At 62.1% G+C, this 19,183-nt stretch carries 22 protein-coding genes; 12 read left to right on the forward strand and 10 right to left on the reverse strand.

Features of this window, described 5'->3' with window-relative positions:
• Nucleotides 1-8 precede the first annotated feature (8 nt).
• Nucleotides 9-287, reverse strand: coding sequence for a hypothetical protein (locus AB8B02_RS11975; RefSeq protein ID WP_231080520.1), 279 nt, complete (start codon nucleotides 285-287; stop codon nucleotides 9-11).
• 236 nt (nucleotides 288-523) lie between these two features.
• Here AB8B02_RS11975 and AB8B02_RS11980 point away from each other — a divergent pair, with 236 nt between their 5' ends.
• Nucleotides 524-1,150, forward strand: a complete 627-nt coding sequence (locus AB8B02_RS11980) for a TetR/AcrR family transcriptional regulator (RefSeq protein ID WP_120292463.1) — start codon at nucleotides 524-526, stop codon at nucleotides 1,148-1,150.
• A gap of 20 nt (nucleotides 1,151-1,170) precedes the next feature.
• Here the strand turns inward: AB8B02_RS11980 and AB8B02_RS11985 are convergent, their stop codons facing one another.
• The gene (locus tag AB8B02_RS11985; protein ID WP_089264656.1) at nucleotides 1,171-1,719 is read right to left on the reverse strand and encodes a cupin domain-containing protein; all 549 of its coding nucleotides are present in this window, start codon (nucleotides 1,717-1,719) and stop codon (nucleotides 1,171-1,173) included.
• 147 nt (nucleotides 1,720-1,866) lie between these two features.
• Between AB8B02_RS11985 and AB8B02_RS11990 the strand changes: the two genes are divergently transcribed.
• On the forward strand, nucleotides 1,867-3,198 hold the full coding sequence (locus AB8B02_RS11990; protein ID WP_244528215.1) for an aspartate aminotransferase family protein: 1,332 nt from the start codon (nucleotides 1,867-1,869) through the stop codon (nucleotides 3,196-3,198).
• Nucleotides 3,199-3,283: 85 nt separating this feature from the next.
• Here AB8B02_RS11990 and AB8B02_RS11995 read toward each other — a convergent pair whose 3' ends face one another.
• Nucleotides 3,284-3,574 (reverse strand): hypothetical protein, encoded by a 291-nt coding sequence (locus tag AB8B02_RS11995; protein WP_093758352.1) that lies wholly within the window; start codon nucleotides 3,572-3,574, stop codon nucleotides 3,284-3,286.
• Nucleotides 3,575-4,020: 446 nt separating this feature from the next.
• Here AB8B02_RS11995 and fabA point away from each other — a divergent pair, with 446 nt between their 5' ends.
• Nucleotides 4,021-4,554, forward strand: coding sequence for a bifunctional 3-hydroxydecanoyl-ACP dehydratase/trans-2-decenoyl-ACP isomerase (gene fabA / locus AB8B02_RS12000; protein ID WP_439064011.1), 534 nt, complete (start codon nucleotides 4,021-4,023; stop codon nucleotides 4,552-4,554).
• A gap of 973 nt (nucleotides 4,555-5,527) precedes the next feature.
• A complete protein-coding gene (locus AB8B02_RS12005; protein ID WP_439064012.1) occupies nucleotides 5,528-6,508 on the forward strand; it encodes a Bug family tripartite tricarboxylate transporter substrate binding protein in 981 nt (326 codons plus the stop codon).
• A 199-nt stretch (nucleotides 6,509-6,707) separates the two neighbouring features.
• Here AB8B02_RS12005 and AB8B02_RS12010 read toward each other — a convergent pair whose 3' ends face one another.
• The gene (locus AB8B02_RS12010) at nucleotides 6,708-7,691 is read right to left on the reverse strand and encodes a zinc-binding metallopeptidase family protein (protein ID WP_439064013.1); all 984 of its coding nucleotides are present in this window, start codon (nucleotides 7,689-7,691) and stop codon (nucleotides 6,708-6,710) included.
• Nucleotides 7,692-7,869: 178 nt separating this feature from the next.
• Here AB8B02_RS12010 and blaBJP point away from each other — a divergent pair, with 178 nt between their 5' ends.
• Together blaBJP and AB8B02_RS12020 are read left to right on the forward strand one after the other, a co-directional pair.
• The gene (gene blaBJP, locus AB8B02_RS12015) at nucleotides 7,870-8,757 is read left to right on the forward strand and encodes a BJP family subclass B3 metallo-beta-lactamase (protein WP_439064014.1); all 888 of its coding nucleotides are present in this window, start codon (nucleotides 7,870-7,872) and stop codon (nucleotides 8,755-8,757) included.
• 96 nt (nucleotides 8,758-8,853) lie between these two features.
• Nucleotides 8,854-9,258 (forward strand): GFA family protein, encoded by a 405-nt coding sequence (locus AB8B02_RS12020; RefSeq protein WP_439064015.1) that lies wholly within the window; start codon nucleotides 8,854-8,856, stop codon nucleotides 9,256-9,258.
• Between the two features lie 20 nt (nucleotides 9,259-9,278).
• On the opposite strand, the gene AB8B02_RS12025 is transcribed toward AB8B02_RS12020, so the two are convergent.
• Entirely contained in the window at nucleotides 9,279-10,526 is a 1,248-nt protein-coding gene (locus tag AB8B02_RS12025; RefSeq protein WP_439064016.1) for an MFS transporter, read from the reverse strand.
• A 197-nt stretch (nucleotides 10,527-10,723) separates the two neighbouring features.
• Here AB8B02_RS12025 and yghU point away from each other — a divergent pair, with 197 nt between their 5' ends.
• Nucleotides 10,724-11,596 (forward strand): glutathione-dependent disulfide-bond oxidoreductase, encoded by an 873-nt coding sequence (yghU, locus tag AB8B02_RS12030; RefSeq protein ID WP_439064017.1) that lies wholly within the window; start codon nucleotides 10,724-10,726, stop codon nucleotides 11,594-11,596.
• A gap of 94 nt (nucleotides 11,597-11,690) precedes the next feature.
• Here the strand turns inward: yghU and AB8B02_RS12035 are convergent, their stop codons facing one another.
• Both AB8B02_RS12035 and AB8B02_RS12040 read right to left on the reverse strand, forming a co-directional pair.
• On the reverse strand, nucleotides 11,691-11,912 hold the full coding sequence (locus AB8B02_RS12035) for a hypothetical protein (protein ID WP_093758344.1): 222 nt from the start codon (nucleotides 11,910-11,912) through the stop codon (nucleotides 11,691-11,693).
• An 84-nt stretch (nucleotides 11,913-11,996) separates the two neighbouring features.
• A complete protein-coding gene (locus AB8B02_RS12040; protein WP_439064018.1) occupies nucleotides 11,997-12,419 on the reverse strand; it encodes a group III truncated hemoglobin in 423 nt (140 codons plus the stop codon).
• Between the two features lie 334 nt (nucleotides 12,420-12,753).
• On the opposite strand from AB8B02_RS12040, the gene AB8B02_RS12045 reads away from it, so the two are divergent.
• The 3 genes from AB8B02_RS12045 (at nucleotide 12,754) to AB8B02_RS12055 (ending at nucleotide 15,198) form a co-directional block, all read left to right on the forward strand.
• The gene (locus AB8B02_RS12045) at nucleotides 12,754-13,653 is read left to right on the forward strand and encodes a helix-turn-helix domain-containing protein (protein WP_089264011.1); all 900 of its coding nucleotides are present in this window, start codon (nucleotides 12,754-12,756) and stop codon (nucleotides 13,651-13,653) included.
• Nucleotides 13,654-13,872: 219 nt separating this feature from the next.
• Nucleotides 13,873-14,847 carry a Bug family tripartite tricarboxylate transporter substrate binding protein gene (locus tag AB8B02_RS12050; protein ID WP_089264010.1) on the forward strand — a complete coding sequence of 325 codons (975 nt, stop codon included), beginning with the start codon at nucleotides 13,873-13,875 and terminating at the stop codon, nucleotides 14,845-14,847.
• Nucleotides 14,848-14,880: 33 nt separating this feature from the next.
• Nucleotides 14,881-15,198: an NIPSNAP family protein gene (locus tag AB8B02_RS12055; RefSeq protein WP_439064019.1), complete on the forward strand. Its 318-nt coding sequence runs from the start codon at nucleotides 14,881-14,883 to the stop codon at nucleotides 15,196-15,198.
• A 232-nt stretch (nucleotides 15,199-15,430) separates the two neighbouring features.
• On the opposite strand, the gene AB8B02_RS12060 is transcribed toward AB8B02_RS12055, so the two are convergent.
• Together AB8B02_RS12060 and AB8B02_RS12065 are read right to left on the reverse strand one after the other, a co-directional pair.
• A complete protein-coding gene (locus AB8B02_RS12060; RefSeq protein ID WP_068736808.1) occupies nucleotides 15,431-16,225 on the reverse strand; it encodes a class II aldolase/adducin family protein in 795 nt (264 codons plus the stop codon).
• A gap of 30 nt (nucleotides 16,226-16,255) precedes the next feature.
• Nucleotides 16,256-17,239: a Bug family tripartite tricarboxylate transporter substrate binding protein gene (locus tag AB8B02_RS12065; RefSeq protein ID WP_439064020.1), complete on the reverse strand. Its 984-nt coding sequence runs from the start codon at nucleotides 17,237-17,239 to the stop codon at nucleotides 16,256-16,258.
• 328 nt (nucleotides 17,240-17,567) lie between these two features.
• On the opposite strand from AB8B02_RS12065, the gene AB8B02_RS12070 reads away from it, so the two are divergent.
• Together AB8B02_RS12070 and AB8B02_RS12075 are read left to right on the forward strand one after the other, a co-directional pair.
• Nucleotides 17,568-18,029: an MEKHLA domain-containing protein gene (locus AB8B02_RS12070; RefSeq protein WP_089264006.1), complete on the forward strand. Its 462-nt coding sequence runs from the start codon at nucleotides 17,568-17,570 to the stop codon at nucleotides 18,027-18,029.
• Between the two features lie 183 nt (nucleotides 18,030-18,212).
• Nucleotides 18,213-18,830: a CPBP family intramembrane glutamic endopeptidase gene (locus AB8B02_RS12075; protein ID WP_184517320.1), complete on the forward strand. Its 618-nt coding sequence runs from the start codon at nucleotides 18,213-18,215 to the stop codon at nucleotides 18,828-18,830.
• A 17-nt stretch (nucleotides 18,831-18,847) separates the two neighbouring features.
• Here the strand turns inward: AB8B02_RS12075 and AB8B02_RS12080 are convergent, their stop codons facing one another.
• On the reverse strand, nucleotides 18,848-19,129 hold the full coding sequence (locus tag AB8B02_RS12080) for a hypothetical protein (RefSeq protein WP_089263998.1): 282 nt from the start codon (nucleotides 19,127-19,129) through the stop codon (nucleotides 18,848-18,850).
• Nucleotides 19,130-19,183: the final 54 nt, after the last annotated feature.

Consider the following 19,183-nt stretch of genomic DNA (forward strand, 5'->3'; position numbering starts at 1 on the left):
GAGAGCGCTCACGGGTTCGACGCCCCGTCCATAGAACCGCGTCGCTGGGCGACCTGAAGGGATGCCGCCGCGGGTTGAGCGACGAGTTCGAGGTAGTCCCGGTGGATCGCCTGGACGGTCGTGCGCTCGTCGAACTTCACCCGCCAACTGCTCGGCGAGCCGCGGCCCACGATGACCCCCTGGCGATCGCCGTATTTGGGATGCCGCTCACGACCGAGAACGCTCATCCGGACACGGGCACCGCGGAACAGCCGCGGCGGCGATGCGTCACTATCCGCATTCATCATGCAGCCCTCGCCCGGTTGGGCGCCTGATGGGCAATCAGTGTCGCTTTCGCTGTGGCCACGGTTTCGATCAGCTTGCGTCGCCGATCTGCGTTGCCGGCCGCATCGGCTGGCAACGGAGACATCATGTTGAAAGCACTATGCATTTGACCGCGCGTGTTAAGTGAGCAATCACTCACTATTATTGACTGACTCAAAAGTCAATAGCAGCCCTGCCGGGGATCGATTATCCTGGTCCCATGAATGCTGAGCTGAAGAAGCGCGCCCGACGAAAAGCGGAACGACCGATCGAGATCCTCGACGCGGCCTTCGAGGAATTCGCCAAAAACGGCTATGCCGCCACCCGGCTGGAGGATGTCGCCGCCCGCGCCTCCGTCACCAAGGGCACGATCTATTTCTATTTCGAAACCAAGGAGCGCGTGTTCGACGAGATGATCCGATACAAGTCCCAGGCGTTCTTTCCCGAACTGGAAAGCTATGCCGGGACATTGGAAGGATCATACAACGCACGCCTGCGTGCGCTCATGGTCTTCGTCTATCGCAAGATTGCCGAGGACAGACCTTTCCGCGAAACACTCCGCTTCCTGATCGCCGACGGCTCCCGCTTCCCCGACCTCGTGGACCGGCACTATGACGAGTTCATGCGGCCCGTCATCGACCAGTTCCGAATGGTGATCGAAGCGGGAGTCGCGGCTGGCGAATTCCGCCCGTCGCAGGCAAGCACATTCACCGAAATCGTGATGAGCCCGGCGCTGCTGTTGACCGTGTGGTCACTGTTGTTTGGAACGCGAAGGCAGATCGACGTCGCGGTCTTCACCGATGCCAGTATCGACCTGTTGATGAGAGGGATCGATACCTCCCGTTAGCCCCGACGCGGTTTAGATCCTCAGAATGTCGGCGGCGTACAGGCACTGATGACTTCGCAGGGTTTCGCGCCGACGCAGCGGAAGCGATGCGGACGGCGGCTTTCGAAATAATAGGCGTCGCCGGGATCGAGGATGCGGCGCTCCTCATCGACGGTGACTTCGAGCCGGCCTGACACCACGATGCCGCCCTCCTCGCCGTCATGCACCAGCGGCACCCGTCCGGTGTCACTACCCGGCTCGTAGCGCTCCTTCAGGATCTGCAGGCTACGGCCGAACAGATTGTCGCCAACCTGGCGATAGGAGATTGGCGTCTTGCCGATTTCGGTCAGCTCATCCGAGCGGTAGAATGCCTTGCGCGGCCGGTCCGGCTCGATGGCGAAGAAGTCGGCGAGCCCCATCGGAATGCCATCGAGAATACGCTTGAGCGCGCCAACCGACGGGTTCATCTGGTTGGACTCGATCAGCGAGATCGTCGAATTGGTCACGCCCGCGCGCTTGGCCAGTTCACGCTGCGACAGCTTGTGACGCCCACGCACAAAGCGCAGCCGTTCGCCTAGATCGATGGTCACGCCAAATCCCTGTTGCGAGTGTTTCGGATCGAACAAATATGACCCGGCCCATTCAATAAAATCAACAGGTTAATCAGATCGAGAAAAGGACTTGTTGCATTCGGGCGAACATGATCCAGATGCTGAATCAGCCAAGGGAGCCGCGCCGTGACCGTTCATCAGATTCCGAACACGCTACAACTCGAGTCGTTCTGGATGCCGTTCACGGCCAACCGCCAGTTCAAGGCGGCACCGCGCATGTTCGCATCCGCGCAGGGCATGTATTACACCACCGAAGACGGCCGCAAGGTGATCGACGGATCGGCTGGCCTCTGGTGCACCAATGCCGGCCACGGCCGCCGCGAGATCGCCAGCGCCGTTGAGAAGCAGCTTACCACCCTCGACTTCGCCCCCGCGTTCCAGATGGGCCATCCGCTCGCCTTCGAATTCGCCAATCGTCTGGCCGAGATCGCACCCGCCGGCCTCGACCGCATCTTCTTCACCAATTCCGGTTCGGAGTCGGGCGATACCGCGCTGAAGATCGCGCTGGCCTATCATCGCGCCAACGGCCAGGCCTCGCGCACGCGCCTGATCGGCAGGGAACGCGGCTATCACGGCGTCGGCTTCGGCGGCACCTCCGTCGGCGGCATGGTCAATAACCGCCGCGCCTTCTCGTCAGCCCAACTGCCCGGCACCGATCACATCCGCCACACCCACGATCTCGCACGCAACGCATTCTCCAAGGACCTCCCGGAGCACGGCGCCGAACTTGCCGACGACGTCGAGCGTCTGGTCGCGCTGCATGGCGCCGACACCATTGCCGCCGTCATCGTCGAGCCGGTGCCCGGTTCGACTGGCGTGCTGCCGCCGCCGAAGGGCTACCTGCAGCGTCTGCGCGAGCTCTGCACCAAGCACGGCATCCTGTTGATCTTCGACGAAGTCATCACCGGTTTCGGCCGTCTCGGCACGCCGTTCGCCGCAAATTATTTCGGCGTGACGCCGGACCTGATGACCACCGCGAAAGGCATCACCAACGGCACCGTGCCCTGCGGCGCCGTGTTCGCCAGCCGCAAGATCTATGATGGGCTGATGACCGGTCCGGAAAGCCAGATCGAGCTGTTCCACGGCTACACCTATTCGGCGCATCCCGTCGCCTGCGCCGCGGGCATCGCGACGCTGGACATCTACAAGAGCGAGGGACTGCTGACGCGCGGTGCCTCGCTGTCCGACTACTGGCGCGATAGCCTGCACGCGCTCCGCGACCTGCCCAATGTCATCGACATCCGCAATTGCGGCCTGATGGGCGCCGTCGAACTGGCGCCCCGCAAGGATGCACCGGCTGCGCGCGGCTATGACGTCATGGTCGACTGCTTCAACCGCGGCCTCTATCTGCGCCAGAGCGGCGACGCCTTCGCGATGTCGCCGCCCCTCATCGTCGAGAAGAACCAGATCGACGAGATCGTTTCGATCCTGAGCGACGCCATCAAGCGCGTCGCCTGAGTCCACACACCGTCTGATCCAACAAGGCCCGGATGAAGCGCCTGCTTCATCCGGGCCTTTGTTGTTCAAGAGATCCGGTTGTCGATCAACTCGCGCTGCCATGCGCCCGCGCGCACATCCGTGTCACATGATCCGCGCTCATCACCGGCGTCGGCGCAACGGTGTCGCTCGAACCTGTGCTGGTCGTCCATGAGAGACCGCCGAGCGACGCCATGACAGGCGCTATGGCAAAGCGCGACATCATCGCGACATTCACCATCGCCGGCACGTCGACGCGGGGATGGCTGACGATCGCGTCCACGATCAGGCCGAAGGCGGCCAGTCCCAGTGTTCGCTTGCGAGATCTGATTGAGGTCTTGCGGAATTGGATCGGCATCGCGGGCTCATTGGCTTGAGGATGCGCACGCACCGGAGTCGGAGTGCGCCGACGCGTCGACGTCGCGCGCCATTTTAGCGATCAACTGTGACCATCCGGTCTGATGCCGCGAACAACAAAGCTCGCAACCGATCACGTCGCGACGAGTCGCCCGATATCGGTCATCACATCTTCATGAGGACGGGTAAGCTACATAGGAGAAGCTGACCCGGTGTGGCCCGGATAGAGCCGTTGCGAAATCCGGGAGCTTTGCAATATGCGGGCAACGTTCCGGAATGCGCTCCGCCCCATCCAGGCTACTCTGAACTACGGCTCCGGTCGCCCATACCCGAACAGGTGCGCGGCATCTCGCACCTTGACCAAAGCATGCATACACAACACCATACAACTTCAGCGAGGTTGCCTACCGGCCAACTGCCGAGCGTCCACCATGAGGTCTTGTCGTCTTGCCCAGCCCGCCGCATGCGTTTCACACACCGCAAACATCCTACACAAAGGATGATCTGCTCAGGTCGAGCGAGGGCGGCTATTTCGGTCCGGGCAATGCACAGTTGCCCGCACCGCCGATGCTGATGATGGATCGGATCACAGAGATCACTCTAAATGGCGGCGAATTCGGCAAGGGCCATATCGTCGGCCAGCTGGACGTCGCCCCGAGCCTTTGGTTCTTCACGTGCCATGCCCTCGGCGACCCGGTGATGCCAGCATCCCTCGGTCTAGACGCCATGTGGCAGATGATCGGCTATTGGCTTGGCTGGTCGGGCTCGCCAGGCAAAGGGCGAGCCATCGGCGTTGGCGAGATAACGTTCAGCGGACATGTCACGCCGGACATCAGATGCGTGCGCTATGAGGTGGACATGCGCCAGGTGAGACGCGGCAAATTGACTCTCGGAATTGCGAATGGCCGCGTGCTTGCCGATGACGCATGTGTCTACGTTGCCAAGGATATGCGCGTTAGTCTGGTGACGTCCGCGGATTGATCTGAGTAAGCATTGGATGGGTTGGGCCCTCCGCGAAACTCATCACGGCGCGTCACGCGATAGCGATGGTGCCGCTTCGCTCCGCCCGTCGTACGCATTCGCGAAACTAGTCGCCGAACTCGGGGTGACCAAGCTCGACGCGAGTGTGTGTGGCGCAGACCGCTAGTCTCTTCCCTGCACCGCCTACGCGTCGCCATCGCACTCACTACGAATGAAAATAATCCTTGACGCCACTCCAATACAGATTATATTCCCTTGTATCCCGTCCCACTTTGAGGGGCGTTGCCAGGGACGCTTGTTAGCGCGGGGCGGGATGTGGCGCCTGCGGGCGGGAGGGAGACGTTTCCTCACGCACTCGGGAGGCCTTGGGTCACCGTCCGGCCCCACTACGGGGGTCTGCCACTCATGCTGGCTGGACGTGGCATTGGTGAACGGCGGGAAACCGTCGGGATAAGCGGACTGCGGAGGTCTGCGCCTTTGCCCGGAAGAACGGTCCCGGGGACAGAAATCGCCACGATGGAGCGTCGAAAGGCGTTTCCGCGGCCTCTGCGGTTCGGCGATCCGGACAGCACGCTGCGGCACTGTACCCAAGTCGCGCCTTTCGGCGCTTCATCTCCCTCACTCTTGAGGGAGACCACCGGGACTGCCACGCACGCGCACAGGCGCGGGCATCGATGGCGTACGCCCATCCCCTCACCTGCATCACAGCAATCAACAAGGTCGTCACGGGAGGTCACATGCGTCCGCGTCTCACATCGACAAATTCCACGCTGCGGCAGCAGACGTTAGCGGCCTTTCGTCTACTTTCCCCGTTACCGTGCGATGCGGTAGCCTGCCTACGGGACTCTGCATTCCGCGACATCCGTCACGGCGCAGAACGGGCAGACAACAAGAAGAACGGTCTGCGATCCGAGGCAGGCGCTACGGCGCTCCCGCCGCCTTGGAGCGCGCCGGCAGTCGAGGAAATGAAATGATGAAGAGCTTCGTCCGCGCCGCGAGCGTGATCGCCGTGATGGCCGCCTGCGCCGGCAGCGCCGGAATGGCACAAGCGCAGAGCTGGCCGAACCGGCCGATCCGCATGGTCGTGCCCTATACGCCGGGCGGCTATACCGATCTGATGGCGCGCCTCGTTTCCGAAAAGATGTCGGCGGCGCTGGGCCAGCCGATCGTCATCGAGAACAAGCCGGGCGCGAATGCCGCCATCGGCACCGACGCCGTCGCCAAGGCAGCCCCCGACGGCTACACCTTCGGCACCGTGATCGCGGCGCATTCGGTGAACCCGACGCTCAATCCGAAGCTGCCCTATGATGCGATGAAGGACTTCACCTATGTGTCGCTGACCTCGGTCGCGCCATTGATCCTCATCGCGACGCCGTCCCTGCCCGCCAAGGACATGAAGGAGTTCATCGCGCTCGCCAAGGCGAAGCCCGGCTCACTGAACTTCGCCTCGTCAGGCATTGGGTCGGCCGCACATCTGACCATGGAAATGCTGAAGAGCCGCGAAGGCATCAATCTGCAGCACATTCCCTACAAGGGCACGTCCGGCGCGCTGCAGGATACGGTCGGCGGCCAGATCAATGTGATGTTCGACGTCATCGGCCCGCTGATGTCGCAGGTGAAGTCCGGCAATGCCAAGGCGCTCGCCGTCGCCGCCAAGGAGCGCGTACCGGCGGCCGGCGACGTGCCGACCATGGCGGAAGCCGGCGTGCCTGATTTCGTCTCCGGCACCTGGTCCGGCATCATCGCGCCCGCTGGCACGCCGAAGGAGATCGTGGATCGCGTAGCCGCGGAGGCAAAGAAGGCGCTCACCGATCCCGACCTGAAGAAGAAGCTCGACGATCAGGGCATCGTCCCCATGGGCACCACCCCGGATGAATTCCGCGCCTTCGTCACCGACGAAATCGCGCGCTGGAAGAAGGTGATCACGGACGCCGGCATCAAGATGGAGCAGTAAGCGCCAACCTCGTCATTCCGGGACGCGAGCGCCACTTGGCGGTCGCGGACCCGGAATCTCAAGATGAGAGTCCCTCCTTCCGCCGCGCTGAAGAGTGATGAACACATCAAGATTCCCCGCCACTCCAATTGGAGTGGCTGAGGTTCGCGCCGAACCGCTTCGCGTTTCGCCCCACCCCGGAATGACCGCATAAGGCCTCTCAGCTTTCGCTTCTGGCTTTCAAAATCGCCAGATGCACGAAATGCAGCTTTCCCCTCACCGCCTGTGTGAGATGAAACGGATAGGCGTCACTCATGCCCATCGAACGATTGAGTTCGTTCATGCTGTAGGACACAGCATCCCACAGCGACAGCAGCGCTTCGAAGTCACGCTCGAGATAGGGATCGTCCAGCGTATGACGCGAGCGCTCGTCCAGTGACAGCGGCAGCGAAGACGCGGTGTCCAGCGTCGAGACGATGTGCAGGAAATGCGCAAAGGTCTCGGCCCAGTCTTCCCACGGATGCGATGTCGCATATTCGCTAATGAAGGCATCGCTATTCCAGGAGCGATCGGCGCGATTGTGATAGGCAGCGAGTGCTTCACCGTAGTCGCGGGTTTCATCGCCGAAGATCAGACGGAACGGACTGATGAGCTGCGACTGATCGACCAGCGCTTCCCAGTAAAAATGCCCGACCTCGTGGCGGAAATGCCCGAGCAGCGTTCGATACGGTTCGCGAAACGCCGCGCGCCGCGCCTCGCGCTCGGCATCGTCAGCTTCCGAGAGGTTCATCGTGATCAGCCCCGACAAATGCCCGGTCATGATCGGATGTCCGGCGGTCTCGTCCGAGAGAATGTCGAACGCGATATGCGCGCCGCTCGACACGGCAAGGGGCAGTCTGAGCCGCATCAGGTCGTAGGTCAGACGCCGCTTGGCCTGTTCGACCCGCTTCCAGAGCGCGACATTGCGATCCGACACCAGATTGGGAATCGTGCGCGTAAGCCGGCAGGACGGACAGAACGGATCGCTGTCATCCGTGGCCCAGTTGCAGGCGATCAGATTGCGATTGGCGCAAGACATGACCGACGCGGCGCTGACGACATTGGACCGCGCGGTGTCGAAGATCAGCGCCTCGCCGCACTGCACGCAATCGCTCTGCTCGAAGAAGACGCGCGTCTGGCAGTTGGGGCAGATCAGTTGTTTCATGGGTGAAGTCTAACCCAAAACGGCCGGGATGGTTCAACGCGCTCGCAACATTCGCCGCCCGGCCGTGCCTGTTATGCGCGATGCCGGCATGCAGGAATGGCGCTTGAGGGACCTGCCCAAATCGCGCTTCAATCCCGGCGTTTAAAAGAACCAATAAAAATCGAACCGGGAGGCCATCATGAAGACGCTCGCAGGCGCCGTCTGCGCTCTGGCGCTATTTGCAGGTAGCGCGCAGGCACAGACGGTGAAGGATTTTCTGGCGCAGGTCATGGTCAAGTGGACCGCCCCCTTCGAGCCGTTTCAGCTGATCGACAACATCTATTACGTCGGCACCGACGGCATCGCGGTCTATCTCATCAAGACATCCGACGGCCTGATCCTGATGGACACCGGCGTCCCGCAATCGACCGGGATGATCAAGGAGCACATCGCAAAGCTCGGTTTCAAGGAAGCCGATATCAAGATCATCCTCAACAGCCATGCCCATTTCGATCACACTGGCGGTTTTGCGGAGATCAAGAAGGACACCGGCGCGCAACTGATTGCAGGCCTACGGGACAAGCCGTTGCTCGAGAGCGGCACCTATCCGGGCGATGAAAAGAACACCGATATCGGTTTCCCGCCGGTCAAGGTGGATCGCACCGTCACCGAGGGCGATAAGGTCACGCTCGGCGGCACCACGCTGACGGCGCATGCAACGCCCGGCCATTCGCCGGGCTGCACAAGCTGGGAAATGACCGTGAAGGACGGCAGCGAGAACCGTGAGGTCCTGTTCTTCTGCAGCGGCACCGTGGCGCTGAACCGGCTGGTCGGCAATCCAACCCATGCCGGCATCGTCGACGATTATCGGTCGACCTATGCCAAGGCCAAGTCCATGAAAATCGACGTGCTGCTCGGGCCGCATCCGGAAGTCTATGGCATGCAGGCCAAGCGCGCGGCGATGAAGGACGGCGCGCCGAACCCCTTCGTGAAACCGGGCGAGCTTGCCGCTTACGCTGCAACGCTCGAACAGGATTTCGACAAGCAGCTCGCCAAGCAAACGGCTGCGCTGCAAAGCGGCAAATAGCGACTGCCAGTCGCGGCGAGCGATTTGTCGCAAGCCGCGGCAGTTGTCGGCGATTGCGGTCGGCTGGTAGTTTTGCGCATCAGATGAGGTGCGCCCATGGAACTCGCCTGCCCCTGCAACGCCGTGAAGCTCAGGATTTCAGCCGACCCCATCGCCCATTTCTGGTGCCACTGCGCCGACTGCCAGACCGTCCACGGCGCGGCTTATGTGGCCGAGGCCGTCTATCCGGCTGACGGCGTTGAAGTCGTACAAGGCGACACGACGTCGTTCGCGCTGAAGACGACCCCGCGCCTCAGTTGCGCAAAATGTGCCACGCGGCTGATTATCGAACTCGACGGGATCGGCATGTGCAGCATCAACGGCTATCTGCTCGGGGACGCGTTCAAGCCGAGCCTGCATATCAATTGCAGCGAGGCGATTGCTCCGGTCCGCGACGGCCTGCCACGTTACGCTGCCATGCCGGCGGCGTTCGGCGGCGACGACCGGCTGGTCGACTGGTAGGACACCGAGGTTTTTCCTCGCTAGGGCAGCGCCAGCAGGCCTCCAGCAACAATCATGGTCGCCAGCGCCGACAGCGCCAGCGACCAATGGATCCCGATCATGCTGCCGACGACGCCGACCGAGATGCCGCTGAAGGCGCGCAAGCCCAGGCTCGCCATATTGAACAGACCGATGATGCGGCCGCGCTTGTCCAGGGGTGCATCGAGCTGCACGAGGCTTTGCGCCATCGCGTTGAACGACAATTCGAGAAATCCCGCTGCAAACAGGAACACCAGCGCGATGGCGTAGTGACCGGTCAGCGCGAAGATCGCCAGCGCACCACACCAGAGCAGCGCCAGAATGATCGCCGTACGCGGCCTCGGCGCCAGCAATTGCCTGCCCTCCAGCGCCAGGCCGGCAAGCAATCCGCCGGCTGCGTCAGCCGCCAACAGCATGCTGTAGGACATGCCGGGATCGCCATGGCCGAGATCACTGGCGAAGCCCGGCATCTGCGAACTATAGGCATTGCCGACGAAGAACGAGGCCGCGCCGGCCAGCGCGATCATGGAGACGATCACCGGACGGTGGCGAACGTCGCGCATGGTCTGGACGATGTCCGCAAAGCCCCGCACGGCGCGCTGAGGCGCGGACGCGCCGGTGCGAAAGCGCGGACCATAGGGCGCCTTGATCAGCCACAGCACCAGCGGCAGATAGAAGATGGTGTTGAGCATGATGCCATAGGCCGGACCCAACGCGAGCAGGATCACACCGCCGACCGCTGGGCCAACCATGACACCGAGATAGCGCGCCATCGCGTTCAAACGCACCGCACTCGGCAGGTCGGCGGAACCGACGACGTCGTAGAGCAGCATCTGGTTCGGCGTCTGCCACAGCACGCCGGCACAGCCATGGATCACCAGCAGCACCATCGCCTGCCACATCTGCAGGGTATCGGTGACAAAGAAATAGCCCCAGCCCAGCGACGCGAGAATAAACAGCGCCATGCCGCACTGGATCACGCGCCGCGGGTCGAACCGCTCCGCCAGCGCGCCAGAGGTGACCGAGAACAGCAGGAACGGCAGCCAGTGCGAGACGATGGCAAACCCACCGAGCGCGGGCGACTGGAATTTCTGAAACACCACCCAGTAGCTGATCACATGCTCGATATTGTCGGCCATCATGGCCAGCACATAGGTGATGAACTGGGCGCGAAAGCCCGGGTGATGCAGCGCCGCGAAAGATCGTTTGGCGGGCGGTGCGCCGACGGTCTGCGCTGGGGTGTCGCTCATCGGGAGGGGAATCTTCGCAAGCAGGAGAATCCCGCCATCGGCAGCGACGGCGGTGCGGAGTCGTTACATCGCATGTCTTCGCCCGGCACAAGGCGGCTTCCGGCATAGGACGCCTCGCCATCTTGCATGCAATTGCATTCATCCCTACCTGTCCTCGGCAACCATCAACCCTGCCCCTTTTCCGGAGCCAGCCCGACATGACCGACGCCCCCTACACGCCTCCCAAAGTCTGGACCTGGGACAAGGAAAACGGCGGCAAATTTGCCTCGACCAACCGGCCCATCGCCGGCCCCACCCATGAGAAGGAGCTCCCGGTCGGCAAACATCCGTTCCAGCTCTATTCGCTGGCGACGCCGAACGGCCAGAAGGTCACGATCATGTTCGAGGAACTGCTCGCTGCCGGCCATACAGGCGCGGAATACGATGCCTGGCTGATCCGGATCGACGGCAACCAGTTCGGTTCGGGTTTCGTCGATGTGAATCCTAATTCCAAGATTCCAGCTCTGATCGACCGCAGCGGCGACAAGCCGTTTCGCGTGTTCGAATCCGGCGCGATCCTGGTGCATCTCGCCGAGAAATTCGGCGCCTTCCTTCCAAAGGGCGGCCCGGAACGCGCCGAGTGCCTGTCCTGGCTGTTCTGGCAGATGGGCAGCGCCCCCTTCCTCGGCGGCGGCTTCGGCCATTTCTATGCCTATGCACCGACCAAGATCGAATACGCCATCGATCGTTATGCCATGGAGACGAAACGTCAGCTCGACGTGCTGGACCGTCGCCTCGCCGATAACGAGTATCTGGCCGGCAAGGATTATACGATCGCCGATATGGCGGTGTTCCCCTGGTATGGCGGCCTCGCAGAGAATGCGATCTATGGCGATGCCGGCACTTTCCTCGATGTGCAGAGCTACAAGAACCTGCAGCGCTGGACCAGGACCATCGCGGCACGACCTGCCGTGAAGCGCGGTCGCATGGTCAATCGCACCTCGGGCGACCCGGCCGGCCAGTTGCGCGAACGCCATGACGCCGGCGACTTCGACACGAAGACTCAGGACAAGCTCGAAGCGAAGAGCTGAGACGAAGACTTCGAGTTGACGTCGCTTCAGCCCGGAATCGAAAAGCCCCGCGCGAGCGGGGCTTTTGCGCGTCTGGATGCGTGAGGCAGCAGCCTCAGCCCTTCATGCACTTGTTGACCGATGAGGTCTTGGCGGCGCCGGCCAGTGGCTTGCCCTCGGCGCTCTTGGCGTTGTCCTCGCAGCACTTCTTCATGAAGCTCTTCTTGGCAGCGCCCGCGAGCGGCTTGCCGTCGCCGCTGACGGCGTTGCAGGATTGCGCCATTGCGGGCGCAGCACTGAACAGGCTCAAGAGAACGAGGACAGACAGACGTTTCATGGACCGACTCCCGGTTTGTTGGAGCTGCAGCCTAGCGCAACCACGGGCTCTCGCAAGACCGGCTATGCATCACGTGCCTACCGCTTAAACGCTATGTCGCGGCGCAGCGATTTCGCCGCGCACAGAGGCAACGCCCATCTCGAAACTGTCAGCGATGCGGCGCGCGCGGATCATGAAGGCCTCGGTGACCTCAGCCGGAAATATCTCGCGCGCGGTCTGTTCGAACAGCAAAAGCCAGCGATCGAAATGTTCGCCCTTCAGCGGCAGCACGAGATGTGGACGCATAGGCCGGCCATTGTAGCGGCCGGTCTTCAGCATCATCGACGACCAGAAATCGCTGATCTGCGCGATGTGATGATCCCAGTCGGTCACGGCGCTGTTGAAGATCGGCCCCAGCAAATCATCCTCGCGGGCACGGCCGTAAAAGGTCTGCACCAGACGCGCGATATTTTCTTCATTCAGGGAGGGCTGGAAGCTGGTGAAGCCGATTTCGGAGGTCTGCGTCATGCGCCCTGATGTAGGCGACGGCGGCCAGCTCGGCAACCGCCATCGCCCGAAATCCGTTCTGCAATTGATCCAGCGCAAGCTCAGTTGCGACGACCCGCCGTCTGCGTCCGTTCCATCAGGTCCCCTTCCGAGCGAACGCCATAAAACGCCTGCAGGAGCATCCCCCGACGCAACTTCCCGGGTGTGATGGAGCGGCACCCAGAATTCTTATAGAGCTGCCGAACTCCTCGGAGAGACCGTCCGGTGTCGCATTCGCCAACACGCGGTACTCTCCGGCTTTTTGCGATAGGATGACGCTGATAACCGTGCCCCGAAACCGCAAGGACACCTTCACTTGCCCGAAGCTCTCCTCTCCGCCCGCTCCGGCGAGTTTCCGACCTTTGAAACCTCGGATTTCGCGGGCGAAGGCTCGTTCTACTTCGACCTCGTACGACTGGAGGACCGCGACGACATCCCGCGCGGTTTCCTGCACCGGCACAACTACTACCATCTGCTCTGGATGACCCGGGCGAGCGGCACGCACACACTCGACTTCGCGCATTTCGACGTGCGCGACCACTCAGTGTTCTTTCTTTCGCCGGGCCAGGTCCATGCCTGGACGTCATCGGTCAAGCCTCACGGCTACGTGCTGAACTTCAGCACCGACTTCTTCGCGCGGATGTTTCCGCGCGCCGAAGATGTCGCGAAACTTCCGTTCTTCCACCCTGCGCGCGGCAACAGCGCGCTCTATCTCACGCAGGCCCAGCATGACGGCATGCTGCCACTGCTCTGCGAGATGGAGCGTGAGGCACGCGATCGCCAGCCGGGATTTCCCGATGTGGTGCGGGCCAGCCTGCTGATCCTGCTCACGCGCCTGCGCCGTGTGTGCCCCGACAACGAGCCCGCCGGTGGCGTTGGTCCACACCAGGCGCTCGCGCGCCGTTTCGCGATGCTGGTGGAAACGCACTACCTGCGCTTCGGTACCATCGGCCAGTACGCCGAGGCGCTTGGCGTGAGCGAGCGCCAGCTCAACGATGCGGTCAAGCGCACTGTGGCGCGCACGGCCAGCCAGGTGGTGCAGGAGCGCGTGGTCCTCGAAGCCAAGCGCTGGCTCAGCAACACCGAAACGGGCATCGCCGAGATCGCGTTCCGCCTCAATATCGAGGATCCGGCCTACTTCGCGCGCTTCTTCAAGAAGCAGACCGGCCTCACGCCGGGCGACTTCCGGAGGAAGCATTGCCGTCCACTGGACTGACACGCGAAAAAGTCCAACACAACGTCTGATCCGTCCTAGCGCCGTCGCCGCGCGGCTGCATAGAGTGTCCCGCATGGACGCCTGACCGGGCGCTGCCATCGCCACCTGCGCGTTTGTATGCGCAGGTCGGCATGGCATGACGCCCACCGCCACGACCGCCCCGCATCTGCGGATGCGCGCCGTCGGCAGGACATAAAAACAAGAGGCAGAGGAAACAAAATGCACAAAGCAATCATCCCGTTGCGGAGCCTCGTCGTGGCCGCAGCATTGGCCCTCACCTCAGTCAGCGCGATGGCCGATTATCCAGAACGTCCCCTGCGCGTGATCGTGCCGTTCGCCGCCGGTGGTGCCACCGACGTGATCGCGCGCACCGTGGCGCAAGCCATGTCGGTACGGCTCGGCCAGTCGATCGTGGTGGAAAACAAGGCCGGCGCCAACGGCAATATCGGCGGTGCCGCGGCGGCGCGCTCGGAGCCCGACGGCTATACGCTGCTGATGGCCACATCGAGCCACGCGATCAATGCATCGCTCTACCAGAAGCTCAGCTACAGCCTCACGCGCGATTTCGCGGCCTTGTCAAACCTGGCGTCGGTGCCCCTGCTGCTGGTGGTGCACCCGTCGGTGCCAGTCAATTCGGTGAGCGAACTCGCCGCTTACGCCAAGGCCAATGCCGCGAGCGTCAACTATGCATCGGGCGGCGTGGGCACCGCGTCCCATCTGTCCGGCGAGCAGTTCAGTACACTGGCTGGTGCGAAGATCACGCACGTCGCTTACAAGGGCGGCGCGCAGGCGCTCAACGATATGATCGGCGGCCAAGTGCAGATCATGTTCGCCAACCTGCCCGAAGTTCTCTCTCTGGTGCAGAGTGGCAAGCTCAAGGCGCTGGCGGTGACGGGCAGCACGCGTCACGCCGCCTTGCCCGACGTGCCCGCTTTCTCAGAAACGCCGTTCCCCGGCATGAACGCGCGCTCGTGGTTCGGCCTGTTCGCACCGGCCGGCACGCCCCCCGCTATCGTCGAGAAGCTTGCGCAGACCATTGTTCAGAGCGTGGCTGACCCCGCTGTCCAGGAGCGGCTCAAAGGGCTCGGCGCCGACCCCGTCGGCGACGATCGGGCGACATTCCAGAAATACGTGAACGACGAGGTGGCGCGCTGGGCCGTGCTTGTCGCGCAGTCCGGCGCCACCGCCGAATGACCCTATTGATCCGCCACCGCTCGAGGAAACCCCATGCTGCTTGACGTTCGCACCTACACCTGCCGCCCCGGCACGATCAAGAAACACTTGGCGCTGTATGCCGAGCACGGTTACGAGATCCAGAGCCGCCATCTGGGCAAGCCGCTGGCCTACATGCAAACCGAGACCGGCAACGTCAACAGCTACATGCACATCTGGGTCTATGACAGCCCAGCCGATCGCGAGGCCAAGCGCCAGGCGCTGCAGAAGGACCCGGCCTGGGCCGACTACCTGAAGGTCAGCGCCGAGGCCGCCTATCTCATCAGCCAGGAAAACCAGTTGATGACGCCGGTGTCCTTCTTCAAGCCGTAGGCGGACCTGCAGTCGCGCATCTGACTGCCGAACCTATGATGCGCCGCATTCTTGATGCCGCGCATCCCTTCTGTTCATCAGGTGGATGCCACGCCTGCGGGCCCGGCAGCCGCAGAGCCTGCTAGAGCATGATCCCGAAAAGTGGACACCGGTTTTCGGACAAGATCATGCTCTCATAGAGAAAATAGCTAGAGTCTGATCCATCGAAGATGGATCAGACTCTAGCGCAAGCTCAGTTGCGATAGGACGGATCGACCCGGTCGAGCTTACGGAGCAGCGCCGGCCAGGCCAGTTCGCCACTGAGGCCCGGAACATTATCGCGCGGCTTCATGCGGTCATAGGTATCCTGCAGGACCTTTTGCGGCGGCGTGATGAGCTTGGTGTTGCACGACAGCGCTGCAACCTGAACCTGACAGGCCCGCTCCATCCGGAACAGCACGTTGAAAGCCGCGGCGATGGTCTTGCCGACCACCAGCAGGCCATGATTACGCAGCACCATCGCTTCGTGATTTCCGAGATGCGCAATCAGCCGTTCGCGCTCCTCGGGATTGTCGGCGATACCCTCGAAATCATGATAGGCGACATGAAGGAAGCGCATGCAGGTCTGCGCCACCGGCAGCAATCCGCATTCCATAGCCGACACAGCCATACCGGCCACCGTATGGGTATGCGCGACGCAATCGACATCGTGACGCGCCATGTGGATGGCACTGTGGATCACAAAGCCCGCGGCATTCACGGCGTAGTCGGACGCGTTGAACAGCGTGTTGCCGTCGAGGTCGATTTTCACGAGGCTCGACGCATCGATCTCCTCATAGAGCATCCCATAGGGATTGATCAGGAACTGATCTTCCGTTCCCGGCACGCGGCAGGAGATATGGTTGGCGATCATCTCGGTCATGCCGTACATCGCCGTGAGACGGTAGCAGGCCGCGAGATTGACGCGCGACTGCCACTCCTCGGGACTGACCTGATCCTGCACCGAACGGACGACTTTCACGGCGGGTGAGCTGACGGCTGCATTCATTGATGTTCTCCCTTGATCTTGTTCATGCGGTCAGTCGACCGTGATGTTGGCTTCGCGAATGAGTTTGCCCAGGCGGTCGCGCTCGCTCTTCACATGGGTCTCGAGTTCCGCCGGCGTCATCGGCCATGGTTGATTGCCGATCGGCTCCATCTTCTTTGCAAATTCCGGCGTCCTGACGATGCGGGTGATGGCAGCGCTGAGCCTGTCCAGAACTGGCTGCGGCGTACCCGCGGGCGCGAAGACTGCGAACCATGTCGCGCCGACGATCGAGGGGAATCCGAGCTCCTTGAAAGTCGGCACATCGGGCAATTGTGGAAGACGCTCCTCGGACAGCACGGCCAGCGCGCGGTACATGCCCGCCTTGTGGTTCGGCACCGTATTGGTCAACGCTTCCACATTGCTGTCGACGATGCCCGCAAGCATGTCGTTCATCGCCGGCGCAGCACCGCGATAGTGTAAATGCTGCAGCTTCACGCCGAGTCCGCGGGCCACGATCTCACCCATGAGGTGCACGGTGCTGCCCGGTCCGTTGGTGGCATTATTGACCTTGCTCGGATTGGCCAGCGCATAGGCACGAAACGCCGCGACGTCGGCGGCCGGAAAGTCCTTCTTCACGACGAAGGCAAACGGCACCTTCACCACCATCGCGACCGGCGCGAAATCCTCCAGCTTGTATTTGATGGAGGCCAGCAAATGCGGGTTGGTCGTGAAGGTCGTCGCGCTGGCGAACAGCAGCGTGTAACCATCCTTGTCGGCACCGGCCACGACCTGCGCACCGATCGACGTGCTGGCGCCGCCGCGGTTCTCGATCACCACCTGCTTGCCGAGTTCGGTGCTGAGCTGTTCGGTGAGGATGCGCGCGACGATGTCGGTCGTTCCGCCGGGCGGAAATGGCACGACCATCGTGATGTTGCGCTCAGGATATTGCTGCGCCTGCCCTGGCGCTACGGCGAACAGCGATGCGGCAAGGATCGCGGCGATGGCAAACCATCGCCCCTTCTTGTTGTTGCTCACGTTTTCTCCCTTTGCGCCGGTCCATTGGGCTTTCGCCTGGAACGACATTTTCGGGAGAGGCTAAAACAAGAGCCCAGCCGATGCGACGACTAAATAAGCCGGCCAGCTATCGGATTACACGGGACGCGCAATCGACGAACGGGACGCGGCCGTCTCGGTGAATCAATGCACCGTGGCGTTCGAAAACAGGTTGATCACGACCTGATCCTTCCTGCCGACCGATAGCGGCTGCTCCATGCATTCCGGGGCAGTCAGCACCGCTTTCGCTGCCGATGTCGTATAGAGCCATGCGGGCTATGTCCTCATAGCCTATCCCCGAGAGAGTCCCGTGACCGCTCCGACGCTCCCTGCTTTCGCACTCGATGCACCCTTCTTCAAACTCCTCACTGGGAGCTATCTCCGCACTGTCGGGAAGCCCCTGTTGGCGCCTGGGCAAGATGCAGCGTGGCTCTACAGCGACGCACCATTCGCGGTGCTCGCACATAACACCGACGCCGATCCGGTGTTCACCTATGCCAATCGCACCGCGCAATCTTGCTTCGAATATAAGTGGGACGAATTCGTCACCATCCCGTCGCGCCTCTCGGCAGAAGCGCCGAACCGCGACGAGCGGCAGCGCCTGCTGGATGCCGTCGCGCGTAACGGCTTCATCGACAATTATCGTGGGTTGCGGATCGCCAAGTCCGGCCGGCGCTTCTGGATCGAAGGTGGCATCGTCTGGGAACTGAGAAGTGAGAACGGCGAGCGACGCGGTCAGGCAGCGCTGTTCACGTCATGGACGGATGTGTGAGACACAATACTAGTCGGCGAGTTCCACTTTGTCGCATCGGGGCGGCCAGCAACGGCCGAGCAGACCGTCCGACGGAAATGTCACCACCTGCTGCTGACATATCGACGATCACGCTTTCGTCGCTTTCAGCCTGCGTGGCCACTCCGCCCTTAAACCACCACATGATTTCAGCTATAGAACATCATGACGGTTTTACGACAGCAACGATTCCAATGGCGATTGATCGCTCCACTGCCGGGATTTGCCGCGCTGCTGCTGGCGCCTGGTCTCGCCATTCACTGGGGCTTTCTGCCGTTCGAATATCGCATTCCCGCGTTGCTGCTGGTGTCCGTGCTGTGTATCGCGCTGTGCCTGCTGGCCGGCTTCTCGGTCGCGGAACTCGGCCTCAGCCGTCCCTCTGACATCAGGCACTGGCTGTTCTGTGCCGCGATCACGGCAGGCATCGCGGCAATCATGGTGGCGCAGACCCGGTTTCTCACCTTCGACCACAAGCCACCGGTCTGGCTCAGCTTTGCGCCGTTCTATGTCCTGGTCTCGAGCCCTTGCCAGGAAGTCGTGTGCCGATCGATTCCGAAACTGATGACCGATCGGCTGCAGGTCAGGCCCTGGACCTATGTGATCTATTCCTCGGCGGTATTCTCGCTGATCCACATCGCCTATGGCGACAGCGTGCTGCTGCTCAACACGTTCCTGGTCGGCATCGTCTGGGGTTTCGCCTATCTGCGGATGCGCAACATCTGGCCGGTGATCCTGTCGCATGCCGCGATCGGCACGCTGGCCTTCTCGCTCGGGCTGGCCTGATTCAGATTTGCCTGAGCCTAGCGATCGTATCCGCCGCCGAAGCTGCTCTTGATCTGATGCAGCAGCGTCAGCACCCAGCATAGCGCGAAGGCTCCCGCGAGCCCGTAGGCCGTGCGGCGATCGATCACCGACAGGCCGGTCCAGAGATAGATGCGATAGAGCCAGAGGCCGGCGAGACCGACGCCGAGCAAACACACCAACAGCTTGACGAAGCGCGCATTGGCCACCCCCACCGCGGCAAACAGAATGGTCAGCGGCACCAGAAACAACTGGCAGATGGCGATCAGGCTCTCGTTCACAGGCGGCTCCATTGCGACTCAGAACCGGCAGGTTAAGCGGCCAATTTGAAACAA

The organism is Tardiphaga sp. 862_B3_N4_1, assembly GCF_051811085.1.
Lineage (GTDB): Bacteria > Pseudomonadota > Alphaproteobacteria > Rhizobiales > Xanthobacteraceae > Tardiphaga > Tardiphaga robiniae.